The sequence below is a fragment of the Paenibacillus sp. Leaf72 genome (assembly GCF_001422685.1).
Classification (GTDB): Bacteria; Bacillota; Bacilli; order Paenibacillales; family Paenibacillaceae; genus Pristimantibacillus.
Genome location: NZ_LMLV01000035.1, coordinates 1 through 13650 on the forward strand (window position 1 = coordinate 1; position 13650 = coordinate 13650).

Consider the following 13650-nt stretch of genomic DNA (forward strand, 5'->3'; position numbering starts at 1 on the left):
TCTCCCACTCGCGGACACCTCTTCTTTTTCGTTACGTCTATTATTAGGCGTTCCTTAACGCTGTGTCCACTTTTTATTCTAGTTACATCCTGTCCGCTTACGGCCTGAATTCGGGTTAAAAGCGTGAATAGCGGAACCACTGTCCGGCAAAAAAGTGAGTGGAGAGCATAATGAAGTATGGAGGGAAAACATCAGGAGAGAAGGCTATTGTGTCATTACATTAGGAGAGGTGAAGGGAAATAGACGGATTTAATTTGAAACAATTTCTATTGCAAGAGGCCCCATTTGAGAAAGCGGTTGAAGGTTTTTGGTTGTATGCAAATAATTGGAGAGTGGATGAGCCAGAAGAATTAGATGGGGAAGGGATGGATGATTCAATTAGTTTCAAAATCTAATAGTCATCTTACTATCGACAAAAGCGCAGAGTCCCTGTATTGGCAGGACGCTGCGCTTTTTTTTAGTGAGCAAGTTAGTCGGAACCGAGCTTATGACTGCTCCGCAGCTGGCTTAACAAGATTTCCAGCGAGACCCGTGCTAGCAGCAGTAGGAGTAGGCTCGGCTTTTGCAGCTACAGGCGCTTCCGGCGCGCCGCCTGGATGAAATTCATTTTCCATTTTGGCGACGACGACGGTTGCGACGCCGTTGCCGATCAGGTTCGTGATGGCACGGGCTTCGGACATGAAGCGGTCAACGCCGAGCAGCAGCGCCATGCCAGCGACGGGAATGCTCGGGAATGCGGCAAGCGTTGCTGCCAGCGTAATAAAACCGGAGCCCGTAACGCCTGCGGCTCCCTTAGACGTTAGCATCAGTATGCCGAGCAGCGTAATTTGCTGCCACAGCGACATCTCAACGCCGGAGGCTTGGGCGACGAACATTGCGGCCATGGACAAATAAATCGCCGTACCGTCAAGGTTGAACGAGTAGCCGGTTGGAACGACGAGCCCGACGACCGGCTTGGAGCAGCCGTATTTTTCAAGCTTATCCATCATGCGCGGCAGCGCCGATTCGGAGGATGAAGTGCCAAGCACGAGGAAGATTTCATCCTTGATATAACGGATAAAGCTGAAAATGCTAAAGCCATAAAAACGGGCAATCGAGCCAAGCACAATAATAATGAACAGCGCCATCGTAATATAGACGGAGCCCATCAGCTTGCCCAGCGAGGTCAGTGAGCCAATGCCGAACTTGCCGATGGTGTAGGACATAGCGCCGAAAGCCGCAAGCGGCGAAAGCTTCATAATCATATTGACGATGCCGAAAAAGCCATGCGACAGCTTGTCAAACAGCTGGATAACGGGTTTTGCCGACTCGCCCATCGCCGTTAGCGACAAGCCGAACAAAATTGCGAATAGGAGAATCGGCAGCAAATCGCCGCCAGCCATGGCCGAAATGACGTTATCCGGAATAATGCCGAGAATAAAATCAACCATGCTGTGGCTGGACTGGGCAGCTGCGTCGGTGTACTTCGTAATGTCGCCGCTCGCCTTGCTGGCATCAATGCCTGCGCCCGGCTTCACGATATTGACGACGAGGAGACCGATCGCAAGCGCCACCGTCGTCACAATTTCAAAATAGAGCAGCGCTTTGCCGCCGATGCGGCCGACTTTTTTCATATCGCCCATATTGGCAATGCCGTTTACGACGGTGAAAAAGACGATGGGCGCAATAACCATTTTGATCAGCTTAATAAATCCATCAGCAAGCACTTTCATTTTCTCGCCAAACTCCGGGAAGAAATGGCCGAATAAAATACCAACAACGATAGCACACACGACTTGGACGGTTAGGTTTTTCAGGTTGAATTTCAGCTTCATGAGGAGGTCCCCACTTTCTTTTATCAAAATGAAAACGCTTTATTTTCGTTTGCGTCCTCATTGTAAAAGAAGGAGAGCCCCTGTCACAAGCATACGGTCATATTGTTCGTTTTGGTTATTTTGGTCGCGCGATTTCATTCATCAGCGGTTCCCCGATAATCTCGCGGTATTGGTCATAAATCGGCAGAAAAGCCTGTACCCATTGCGCACGCTCCTGCGGAGTTAGCGTATGAATGTCAATATCCTTCAATTGCTTGAGCTGGCGAAGCTGCTGCTCCTGCATGGCTGCTGTATTTTGCTTCATCCACTCGGTTGTTTCTGCAAGCGCGCTTTGCAGCTCGGCCTGAATGCCCGGGGGGAGCCCGTCCCAGAAGCTTTCGTTGAACATGACGCCATAGCCGAGATAACCATGATTGCTAATCGTCATATAATGCTGCGTCTGGTAAAGCTGCTTCGTAAAAATGTTGGAAATCGTATTTTCCTGTCCATCTACAGTGCCTTTCTTTAAGCTTGCAAATACTTCGTTGAAGGGAATTTTGCTTGTAGTGGCACCTAGTGCCTGAAACTGGCTGACCAGCACGTCGCTTGGCAATATGCGAAAATTCAGCCCTTTAAAATCCTCGGGAACCCGCAGTGGACGGACGCTGTCGGTCATTTGCTTAAAGCCGTTGCTCCAGAAGGCAACACCCTTGATATGATGCCGCTCCATTGAGGCAAATAAAAGCTCGCCTAATGTGCCATCAAGCGCCGAATCGACGGCATGCTGATCAGCGAAAGCAAATGGCAGGTCCATAATGAGCCAAGCGGGGTCAATGACGCTGAGATTGGAGTAGGCTGGTGCAATCATTTGGATATCACCACGTTTGAGTGCCGCGACCTCCGTATCCTCGGTATACAGCATGCCGTTCGGAAATACTTGAATTTCGACGGCGTCATCGGTCTTTTCTTTCACGAGCTTGGCGAAATGGCTTGCCGCCAGTCCTTTCGGTGTATTTTCCGCGACCACATGGCTGAATTTAATGACGATCCGCTCTTTCAGTCCCGTCTGTTCATCATCAAAGGGCAGGGAACGAGTCGCCTCGGGACGAAAGCCGAACAAAATGGCCGCCAGCAAACCAACAGCAATAAAGCTGATTATTCCGATTGCGGTTTTCATTTTTGAACCACCTCCCTTTGGCCAGATTAGCAGCGTTTGCCGCAGTTGCTATTTTACCCTCATTATTTCACAATAGAGAAAAAACGTAAAATACGGAGGAGAAGCGATGCTTAGCCGCCTGCGAATTTATTGGAAAATGATTTTACTATCGTTTGGACTCGTTCTCCTCTCGCTGCTTATCGGTGGCATTGTCGTCATTGGGAGCGTCACCCGCATGAAGGAGGACGAGCTTAAGCAGCGGCTGCTGATTACGGCCCGCACCGTTGCCGAGCTGCCGAGCATTAAAAATCAGATCAATGAACCGGATAGCGCAAGCTGGATTGCGCCTGTGGCGGACAATATCCGCATCATCAACAATGTGGCGTATGTCGTCGTGCTGGACATGAACCGGACGAGGCTATCGCATCCATTGGCGGCGAGGATCGGCGGCAAGTTTGAATCGGCGGATGCGGACGCGGCGTTTGCCGAGCACACGTATATGTCCAAGGTGAAAGGGGAAGCGGGCGTTGCGCTGCGCGCTTATGTCCCGATTATGAATGAGGCGCATGAGCAGGTAGGTATCGTCGTAGCGGGTGGACTGCTGCCCGGGCTAGCGAAGCTTATTGAGGAGCAGAAAAGCTCGATTGTGCTCACGCTGCTGATCGCTTTATTGTTTGGGATTTTCGGGTCTGCGCTGCTTGCCCGCCATATTAAGCGGCAAATGTACAATTTGGAGCCGCATGAAATTGCCCGCATGTATGGGGAGCGCTCGGCGGCCTTCCAGGCGATGCATGAAGGGGTCATTGCGATTGACCGCCTTGAGCGGATTACGATTTTTAATGAGCGGGCGAGGCAGATTTTCAGCGTTTCCAGGGACGTAGTGGGCTTGCCAATCCGGGAAGTGCTGCCGGATACGCGGCTGCCGGAAATTATGGAGCTGGAGCGTCCCGTGTTCAATCAGGAGCTGCGGGTGGGCAATGCGCTGATTTGGAGCAACCGCATTCCGATTCGTGAGCAGGGGAAAATGATCGGGGCCATCGCGATTTTTCAAGATCGGACCGAGGTGGCGCGAATGGCAGAGGAATTGACGGGTGTGCAGGAGTTCGTCGATGCGCTGCGGGTGCAAAATCATGAGCATAGCAACAAGCTGCATACGATTGCGGGACTGCTTCAACTGGATAAAAAAGAACAGGCACTGCAATACGTATACGATATTTCCGGACAGCAGGAGGAGCTGACGCAGTTTCTGCATCAGCATATTGCGAATGATAGCCTGGCAGGCCTGCTGCTTGGCAAAATCAGCCGGGGCAAGGAGCTGGGCATTCAGGTCAAGCTTGATCCTCATATGGAGGTAAAGCAGTTTCCCGTTATGCTGGATCAGCATGATATGGTGCTGCTTATCGGCAATTTGATTGAAAATGCTTTTGACGCGCTGGCAAAAGCGGATCGAACAAATAAGGAAATTTATGTTAGTATGGAGCAGGATGAAGAGCTGCTGTCCATTCTAGTGGAAGACAATGGCTGCGGCATGACGGAAGAGGTGCAGTCGCGTGTGCTGGAGCGGGGCTTTACGACGAAAGGCAGCGATAATCGCGGCATTGGACTGTATTTGGTAGGCAGTATCGTCGATAAGGGCGATGGGGAGCTGCGCATTCAGTCGGAGCTAGGAAGCGGCACGGCTATAGAGCTAACATTTCCGATGGGAGGAGCTGGCGGATGAACGTGAAGGCGGAGAACAAGGACAAGGTGCAGGATGGACGTTTTTTTAAAGTGGTGCTAATCGAAGATGATCCCATGGTGCAGGAGGTTAACCGCCAGTTTGTCGAGCAAGTAGACGGCTTTCAGGTTGTAGGCATTGCGGGGAACGGAGAAGAAGGCTTGCGTCTCATTCGTGAGCTTGCGCCGGATTTGGTGTTTCTTGATGTTTTTATGCCAGCGCTGGACGGAATGGCTGCGCTTCGGGAGCTGCGTTCAGCGGCAATGCCCGTTGATGTTATTGTGGTAACAGCGGCGAAGGATCCGGAGACGATTCGGGAAATGCTGCGCGGGGGCGCGATGGATTATATTATTAAGCCGTTCAAGCTGGAACGGATTCGCCAGACACTAGAGCGTTATCGCGATCGCCACGAAAGCTTGTTGGCAGCAGAAAAGGCCGTGACTCAGGATGAGCTGGATCGCATGCTGCTCAGTGGGGAAAACTGGGCGCAAGGACAGAAGCTGGGTTATGGGGAGCAGGAAACTGGGCCAGCAGAACAAGCCTCATTTGCTGGGCTCGATGGTCAGCAAAGCAGCCTGCCGAAAGGGCTGAATGCGGCCACATTGCGGCAAATTGTCGAGGCCATGCATCGCTTGGAGGGCGGGGTTTCGGCGGAGGAAGCAGCCGAGGGCATCGGCATTGCCAGAGTTACGGCAAGGCGCTACTTGGATTTTTTGGAGAAGAGCGGTTATGTGAAGCTGGAAATCAACTATGGCGGGGTAGGACGCCCGATCAATCGCTACGTATTGCAGCAAAGACCAAAATGACCAAAATCAACAATATGGCCAAAAGCTTCCCACGTTTTCATGTAACCGTTAACATGAAGGCAAATAGCAAGCGCTCAAGCGTTTGATGGGAGTGTGGTCAGGGTGGCAGTGCCGGCAACGGGAAGCACGAATATCGTATTGCGTTTGGAAATGGACAAGGAAACGTCAACCTTCGGGCGGATTGCTACGGCAATTGGCGAAGCGGGCGGCGACATTGTAGCGGTTGACGTCAGCGGGACAAGCAAAACATCAACGATTCGCGATGTGACGGTGAATATTACGGATACGCAGCGCAAAGAGCTAATTGTAAGCGTATTAAATAAGTCGCCAGGCGTAAAGGTGCTTCAAGTATCGGACCAGACCTTTCTTATGCATCTGGGCGGCAAAATCGAAGTCACGCCAAAAATGACGATTAAAACGCGCGATGATCTGTCACGGGTATACACGCCGGGCGTCGCCAATATTTGCATGGCGATACATGAAAGCCCGAAGCGGGCCCACTCGCTCACGATAAAAAGAAATACGATAGCCGTCGTATCGGACGGAACCGCCGTATTAGGGCTCGGCAATATCGGCCCGCTCGCGGCGATGCCGGTCATGGAGGGCAAGGCGATGCTGTTCAAGCAGCTCGCAGGAGTCGATGCTTTTCCGATCTGCCTCGATACACAGGATACGGAAGAAATTATTGCGACGATTAAGCGCATCGCCCCTACTTTCGGAGGCATTAATCTTGAGGATATTTCGTCGCCGCGCTGCTTCGAAATTGAAAGGCGGCTCATTGAGGAACTGGACATTCCGGTGTTCCACGATGATCAGCATGGCACAGCGGTGGTGCTGCTTGCAGGCCTTATTAATGCGGTCAAGCTGGCAGGCAAGCAGCTTGCAGATTGCAAGATCGTGCTATGCGGCGTTGGCGCAGCAGGAATTGCCTGCACGAAGATTTTGCTCGCGGCAGGTGTGCGGAACATCATCGGGGTTGACCGTGATGGCGCACTCGTCGCTGGCAGCAGCTACGAGCATGAAGCATGGAGATGGTATGCGGAGCATACGAATCCAAGCCGGGAGCAGGGCAAGCTGAGCGAAGTCATTGCGGGCGCAGATATTTTTATCGGCGTATCAGGGCCGGGCGTGCTGAAGGCGGATGATGTTCGCAAAATGGCGAAGGATGCCATTGTGTTCGCGATGGCGAATCCAACACCGGAAATAACACCAGAGGAAGTGGAAGGCCTTGTGCGCGTCATTGCGACGGGACGGTCGGATTATCCAAATCAGATCAATAATGTATTATGCTTCCCCGGATTATTCCGTGGCGTATTGGACTGCCGGGCTTCACGGGTGACGGAGGAAATGAAGCTCGCTGCCGCCCAAGCGATTGCTGCGGTTGTTACCGAGGATGAGCTGAATGAATATTACATCATACCGAGCATATTCAATCCGCATGTGGCGGATCGCGTCAAAGAGGCGGTCATTGAAGGAGCTTATGCTTCGGGAGTTGCCCGCAGACGGGAGCGCAAGCTGTAGTTTGAAATTGGCGTAAAAAGGAAGCATTAAAGCAAGAAATCAGAAAACAACAGCGGACGGAGGTCCGGCTTTTCTCGCAGTGACGACCATCGTTCTATGCTAATCAAGAGTTCGACTTATATAGATTGAAATGGGAATGCTTCGAGGTTATGTACCCGAGGCATTCTTTTTTTTTGTGTATAGCAAGATGATAAGCTGCTGGACGCCGCTTTATTTTTGCGCGAAAAGGTTAAAAGAAATGTAAGAAAAGTCACTTTCAAAAACAAACAAAAGTAATACAATATAAACAAAGATATTGAATGCGAAAAAAGGGGGACATCCACATGGAATTTACTTTATTACATCCTTCCGATCAACTGGTCATGATGATGGAGCGCATTTACGGTTATGGCATGACGACGACTTCAGGCGGCAATTTATCGATTTTGGACGATAACGGCGATCTTTGGATTACGCCTGCGGGCATCGACAAGGGGGAGCTGACGCGGCAGGATATCGTTTGTGTGAAGGCGGACGGTACGATCGCGGGCAATCATCGGCCATCGAGCGAATACCCGTTTCATCAGATGATTTATCGCAGAAGGCCGGATATTCGGGCGGTTGTCCATGCACATCCACCTGCACTTGTGGCGTTCAGCATGGTGCGTAAAGTGCCTAATGTTCGCTTGCTTCCGAATGACTATTTGATCTGCGGCGAAGTAGGCATGGCGAAATACGGCTTGCCGGGAAGCGCGGAGCTGGGTGAAAATATAGCGGATGTATTCAGCGAAGGGCTCAACACGATTATGCTGGAAAATCACGGTGTCGTTGTAGGCGGCCGCGATTTATTTGAAGCTTTTCAAAGATTCGAGACGCTGGAATATTGCGCCCGGATGGAAATACAGGCGAACCGGATTGGGACGCCAGTATCGCTGCGGGGCGAACAGCTGGCTGATACGCGCGAGGCGCTGTTGGAGGAGTTTGTACCGGATTTTTACAGCAGTGAGGAGAAGGAAGCACGCCGGGAGATGTGCAAGCTCATTAAGCGTTCTTACGATCAGCGGCTGTTTACGAGCACGCAGGGTACCTTTTCCCATCGGGTCGGTGAAAATTCCTTCATTATTACACCGTATGATCAGGACCGTAAATATGTGGAGCCAGCGGATCTCGTGCGGATTGACGGCGGGAAGAAAGAGGCGGGCAAGGTGCCAAGCCGCTCGGTACAGTTTCATCAGCATATTTATGAGACGCAGCCTCATGTAAACTCGGTTATTATTGCGCATCCGCCTAATATTATGGCGTTTGCGGTGACAGAGGAGCTGCTGGATTCGCGGACGATTCCGGAAAGCTATATTTTGCTGCGGAATATTCCTAAGCTTCCTTATGGGGATTTGTATACGAAGCCGCAGGAGGCGGCGCAGCTTTTTCAGGAGAACACGCCCATCGTCATTGCCGAAAATGACTGCGTCATCGTCACCGGGCAAAGCCTGCTGAACGCCTTCGACCGCCTGGAGGTCGCCGAATACAGCGCGAAAGCGACCATTTCAGCGAAAAACATTGGAGCTATTGTGCATATGGAGCAGTCGAGGATTGCGGAGCTGGAGCAGGCTTTTGGGTTGAAGTAGTAGGCCATATTGCCTAAATTAATAGTAATGTGAGTTTTAAAAAGTGAACTTAAATATGAAATGATAGGTCCAGCCCGTGGTTTAGCGGGTTGGGCATTTTTTTGTTGATCATACGACTAATAATTTGCAAGGAGATAAATAGGAAGATTTTTAATAGTTCAAATAGGATTAACTTCCTGTTGTATGATCTAGAATTTACTAAATATAAGGAGTCCACTGTTAATGAGGAATGACATGCCAAATAAAAATATTTATTTTCATGACTTATGTAGTATAAAATTTTAAATACCCAACCGATATACTAAGTACAAAGAACTATTAGATCAATTGAACTGAAAGGTAGACTCGTTCGAAAGGCGGGGGAGTAAAGTCGAGGGTCTTCGTGGAGACTACTAGAAATGTAGGTTTAAGAATCAACAAACCCATTGAAATTGATAAAGGCAAACCTGATCGAAAGACAGGGACGCAAAGCCGCGGGTCTTCACGGAAAACCATAATTATGGTTGCCGTATGACAGCCGGGCCGCCAAAAGTAAATGGGTCTTTTTTATTTGCCGCCAAAGAGCGGCGACAGCCGTTTACGCTTGACGTATAGGAAAGGATATGAATTTTCTCATACTTTCTCTATACGTTTTGCCAAAACGATGGCGTCTAATAGAAAGGACGCCGCCAGACGTTTTTCTTAATAGAGGGGGATATTCAAATGTATTTTAGTCAGATTAAGCAAGGTGTAATAAGAGTATTATGTTTATCTTTAATTATTCAAATGTTCCTTCCTTCCATCTGGAGCAATTCCACGGAGGCTGCCGCGTCATTTCGAGGTGTTAATGTTCAGTTTAAAGCAACTGATGCTTTAGCAGCAGATGGCTATTTGGCCGACCATGGCGATGAGTATGGTCCACACAATGGATACTTCTACGGTTGGAATATGGATCATGCGCAGTCTACGGTTACAGGAAGCACCTACGATGCGCCGCTTCTAAACTCTTCTATTCAAGTGCAAGAAGGCGGCGAATGGGAGATTGAGCTGCCGAATGGCAGGTATAACGTGAAGGTCAGTGTCGGGAACTCTGTATATGAAAGCAATAATACGCTTTATGTAGAGGGCAACACTTTTTGGGAAAATACGGAGCTGCCTGCTGGTGGACAAGTAACTTTTCAGAAGGGGGTTGTCATTGCTGACGGGAAACTGACGCTCAATGCGGGCAGCAGTGGAGATACAACAGCTATTCAATATATCGAAATTAAATCTCTGGAGCCTGTCATCCAAACGATTCCAAAACCGCAAATTGGGAAGCCAGCGGAGCAAAACAAGCTTCAGGGCAATAAAATTATTATTTCCGGCAATCAAAATAATGAGCATAATGCGCTTCCCTTTATCCGGGTAGGCGATTTAAATCCGGAAATTAGCCGCTATATGAATGCAGAAATGGCGTCTTTGGAAAGCAAACTGGCGGCATCCAATCCTTCATTTATTTCCTGTAATAATTGCAGTGCCTCAGGCCTGGAGGCAGCAATTAATAACAGCAGCAGCGATATGGTAGCTGTGACGGTGGGCCATTTAAATTTAGATTCCTCACTGACATTGGGCTCTCCTACGAAACCGGTTTATGTTATCGCAGAGGGCATCAATACGAATAATAAGCTCACCATTACGGTTTATGGAACTTTGGTCGTCAATGGGAGCATGAATGCGAACACTGAGCTGACTATTGATATTAAAAAACCTAACGATTCGACTCGGACAATGGGAGGGAATCTGTGGGTTAAAGGTTCCTTGCACTTGAATAATAATTCTAGTGTCTCGATTGCGGACAATTTCATAGCTGGGAGCCTTACTTATAACAGTGGTCTGCTTAATGTACAAGCAGGAAGAGTCATTGTACCTGGAAGTCTTCATATCAATACAAATGTAACTATGAATATTGATGAGGAAATGGTAGTTGGCAGCTTGGTTTCCAATAATCAGCAGGCCAATATTTCTGTGAAACGTGGAGATTTATTTATTCAAGGCGATATGCATGTCAACAATCACTTGAATATTGAGACCGGAGGCATCGTTGCCATCGGAGGCGGTATTACAGCTAATCAGAAACCGATTATTAACATCGGTGTCGGTACTGAAGGGGAAACGAAGCTGAAATATTTGGCAGCAGGGTTAAAGGCGGAATATTTTACAGAGGAAAATTTGGATGGTGAAAAAACGACGGTGCTGGAGCAGCCCGCTTTGCAAGGCAAGGCTCCTGTATCTTCGACAGGCCTAAATGATGGACGGTTTTCTGTTAGATGGTCTGGACAAATACAGCCTTATTACGCTGAAAATTATACGTTCGAGGCTGATGTTAATGGCGGAGTCAAACTATATGTGAATGGAACTCTAATTATTGATGAGTGGGCAGCGCAAGGAAATAAATTATTTACTGGCTCTATTGCCTTAGAAGCTGGTCAAAAGGTTGACATTCAAATGGAATACGTTAGTCGTAATGGATCGCCTAAAGCCATTTTATCATGGCAAAGCGCTTCAGGAGCGAAAGAGGTTGTACCAGCTAGTCAGCTATCTCCGTTTGCAACTCCTGCCATTCAGACTATTCCATCTGAAAATGCGGTGAAGGTCGGTTGGACTACTGCATTTAATGCAGATGGGTATGAGGTTGAAATGGATGGCAGCATTTATCCACTGGGCATTCTTAATGAATTTATTCATGAGCTGCTGCCATCAGGCACGGTGCATTATTACAGAGTCAGAGCGACGAGCGGCGATTTAAAGGGCGAATGGTCTTCTGTATCGGAGGTTTGGACTTTGCCGGATGTCCCCGAGAATATTAAACTGCAATCGACAAGCGATTCAGTGACCTTGACTTGGGAGAATGTGAGGGGCGCTACCGGCTACGAGGTGGAAACCTACAATACGGTCGTTAACATCGGCAATGTGAATCGCTATTTTGAAGAAAATCTGAATTCAAACATTCAGCGAACCTATCGAATAAGAGCGGTGAATACAAGCGGTCCAGGGCAATGGAGCCCAATACTTGTGAAATCTACGCTTCCAGGAACCTCTGGTGTGCTGAATACAACAGCAACGGATAAATCGATTCTTATTACTTGGGATTCTATTTCTGGGGCGGATTTCTATGATCTTGAGGTGGATGGCGCAGTTAAAAGCAATATAACGGGAACGGAATATTTGCATGATCAGTTAGAGCCTAATACAACACATACGTATCGAATTCGTTCGAAAAATAGCAATGGAGCAAGTAATTGGAGCGAGAAAGTTACGGCGACTACCTTGCCTTCTGTCCCGGAAAATCTGCATGCAGTGGCTGGCAGCTCCAGTATTTCAGTGGAGTGGGATGAGGTTGTGGGGGCAACCGGATACGATATCGAGGTGGATGGAAATGTTTTAGATAATGGCTTGAATACGAGCTATTTACATTCCAATTTAGAGCAGAACGGTGAGCATACGTACCGGGTACGCGCCAAAAATAATGACGTTATTGGACAATGGAGCCATTCCATTACACGCACAACACTTTCGGGAGTGCCTTCCAATATACGCGCTGCAGCTACAGGCACAGCTATCACTGTAACCTGGGATCAAGTAATAGGGGCAGTTGGCTATGATATTGAAGTGGACGGGCTAATCGTAAATAATGGCTTGAATTTAACGTATGTGCATAAGGATTTACTGCCATTTACGGAGCATACCTACCGCATCAGAGCTAGAAATACTGGGGGGAACGGTCCCTGGAGCGAGATCATTACACAAGCAACTTCACTTGGTAAGGTGCAAAACGTTAAGACAGCATCAACAAATGATACAATCACAATTTCTTGGGATAGTGTCAGTGGAGCTACTAGCTATGAAATCGCTGTTGATGGGGTGCTAGTAGAGGTTTCAACGGGGACTAGCTATAAACATGCAGGGCTAGCGCCTAATTCGCTGCATGTTTACCGTGTAAGGGCGAAAAATAATGATTTGACTGGCGATTGGAGCGACACGGTTAGAGCAAGTACGGGGCTGGGCATTCCAGTTATTCATAAAGTTCTCTCCGCAAGTACGAGTATTACCATAGAGTGGGACAGCGTTGTCGGTGCAAATGGTTATGACGTTGAAGTAGATGGAAGGATTGTAGATAACGGCAATCTGACCCGATATGTACACGCACAGCTTGCTCCGGGATCAAAGCATGTGTATCGGGTGCGAGCAAAATCGAGCAACGCCATAGGCGAGTGGAGTCAAGCGGTCACAGCTATAAGCTCGGCAGGGGTACCGGAAATCATTTCTACTGTAGCAAAAACAAATCAAATAACTGTCGAATGGACCTCGGTATCAGGAGCAGCAAGCTATGACCTTGAAGTCGATGGGACGCTTATTGAAGGTATTTCAGGAGTCAGCTATGTTCATCAGGGGCTGAAATCCAATACACGACATGTTTATCGGGTTAGATCCCATTCGGCGAGCAGCTCTAGCGAATGGTCTGAAAAAGTAGAGAAAAATACAATACCTGAAATTATTGTAAACCCAGGCAAGGACAATAAGTTCAATGTAGTCGTTGCTGCTCCTAAGAAGCAGGGTGTCACACAGAGAACGATTACGGTAACTTATCAGCCTTCTGAAGTAGAAGTTCTAGAACTCAGTGGAATGACGCCAGAAATCGAGCTGGGCACTGGCTTAATTCAAGGTACCAATATAATCGTACGGAAATTCGTGCCTGGAGAAATCGTGTTTGAGGTTATTAATGCCGACAAAACGATAGTGAACAGCATTGAGTTTCTGGCGAAAACAAATGACTACTCAAAAATTACTTATATTGTGGAATAGCATATGTGGGGGACAGTTCAATGAGAAAAATTACAGTACTAACCTTATATTTTTTCCTGGTAACGCTCATAGGTCAAAATGTTGGTGTTTTAGCAGCAAGCATTACTCCGGATAATGGGCTTAAAAACCCTAACTGGTCGTACGTGGCAAGTCATAATTTTGGTGAACAAAACTTCTATTCTTCCAATACTCCTGGTGTCTATCTGGATGGCAAAGAGAACTTGATTTTTGA

At 48.4% G+C, this 13650-nt stretch carries 8 protein-coding genes and 1 riboswitch; of the genes, 6 read left to right on the top strand and 2 right to left on the bottom strand.

Features of this window, described 5'->3' with window-relative positions; translation table 11 throughout:
• Nucleotides 1-254 precede the first annotated feature (254 nt).
• The gene (locus tag ASF12_RS34915; protein WP_155973628.1) at nucleotides 255-395 is read left to right on the top strand and encodes a hypothetical protein; all 141 of its coding nucleotides are present in this window, start codon (nucleotides 255-257) and stop codon (nucleotides 393-395) included.
• A gap of 90 nt (nucleotides 396-485) precedes the next feature.
• Here the strand turns inward: ASF12_RS34915 and ASF12_RS31365 are convergent, their stop codons facing one another.
• Both ASF12_RS31365 and ASF12_RS31370 read right to left on the bottom strand, forming a co-directional pair.
• The gene (locus ASF12_RS31365; RefSeq protein ID WP_235533339.1) at nucleotides 486-1814 is read right to left on the bottom strand and encodes a dicarboxylate/amino acid:cation symporter; all 1329 of its coding nucleotides are present in this window, start codon (nucleotides 1812-1814) and stop codon (nucleotides 486-488) included.
• 115 nt (nucleotides 1815-1929) lie between these two features.
• Nucleotides 1930-2970, bottom strand: coding sequence for a DctP family TRAP transporter solute-binding subunit (locus ASF12_RS31370; RefSeq protein ID WP_056043053.1), 1041 nt, complete (start codon nucleotides 2968-2970; stop codon nucleotides 1930-1932).
• 106 nt (nucleotides 2971-3076) lie between these two features.
• Here ASF12_RS31370 and ASF12_RS31375 point away from each other — a divergent pair, with 106 nt between their 5' ends.
• The 5 genes from ASF12_RS31375 (at nucleotide 3077) to ASF12_RS31395 (ending at nucleotide 13418) form a co-directional block, all read left to right on the top strand.
• Nucleotides 3077-4669 carry an ATP-binding protein gene (locus ASF12_RS31375; protein WP_056043056.1) on the top strand — a complete coding sequence of 531 codons (1593 nt, stop codon included), beginning with the start codon at nucleotides 3077-3079 and terminating at the stop codon, nucleotides 4667-4669.
• Nucleotides 4666-5472 carry a response regulator gene (locus tag ASF12_RS31380; RefSeq protein ID WP_056043058.1) on the top strand — a complete coding sequence of 269 codons (807 nt, stop codon included), beginning with the start codon at nucleotides 4666-4668 and terminating at the stop codon, nucleotides 5470-5472. Before ASF12_RS31375 ends, ASF12_RS31380 begins: the two co-directional genes overlap by 4 nt.
• Before the next feature lie 102 nt (nucleotides 5473-5574).
• A complete protein-coding gene (locus tag ASF12_RS31385) occupies nucleotides 5575-6993 on the top strand; it encodes an NAD-dependent malic enzyme (protein ID WP_200931694.1) in 1419 nt (472 codons plus the stop codon).
• 323 nt (nucleotides 6994-7316) lie between these two features.
• Nucleotides 7317-8597: a class II aldolase/adducin family protein gene (locus ASF12_RS31390; protein ID WP_056043062.1), complete on the top strand. Its 1281-nt coding sequence runs from the start codon at nucleotides 7317-7319 to the stop codon at nucleotides 8595-8597.
• Between the two features lie 429 nt (nucleotides 8598-9026).
• Nucleotides 9027-9127, top strand: a riboswitch (cyclic di-GMP riboswitch).
• A 172-nt stretch (nucleotides 9128-9299) separates the two neighbouring features.
• The gene (locus ASF12_RS31395; RefSeq protein ID WP_056043065.1) at nucleotides 9300-13418 is read left to right on the top strand and encodes a fibronectin type III domain-containing protein; all 4119 of its coding nucleotides are present in this window, start codon (nucleotides 9300-9302) and stop codon (nucleotides 13416-13418) included.
• Nucleotides 13419-13650 lie beyond the last annotated feature (232 nt).

Bases quoted from the DNA above. Each gene is read 5' to 3' on its own strand.
- ASF12_RS31370 (WP_056043053.1), bottom strand. From the start codon at position 2,970: ATGAAAACCGCAATCGGAATAATCAGCTTTATTGCTGTTGGTTTGCTG.
- ASF12_RS31375 (WP_056043056.1), top strand. From the start codon at position 3,077: ATGCTTAGCCGCCTGCGAATTTATTGGAAAATGATTTTACTATCGTTT.
- ASF12_RS31390 (WP_056043062.1), top strand. From the start codon at position 7,317: ATGGAATTTACTTTATTACATCCTTCCGATCAACTGGTCATGATGATG.
- ASF12_RS31380 (WP_056043058.1), top strand. From the start codon at position 4,666: ATGAACGTGAAGGCGGAGAACAAGGACAAGGTGCAGGATGGACGTTTT.
- ASF12_RS31365 (WP_235533339.1), bottom strand. From the start codon at position 1,814: ATGAAGCTGAAATTCAACCTGAAAAACCTAACCGTCCAAGTCGTGTGT.
- ASF12_RS31395 (WP_056043065.1), top strand. From the start codon at position 9,300: ATGTATTTTAGTCAGATTAAGCAAGGTGTAATAAGAGTATTATGTTTA.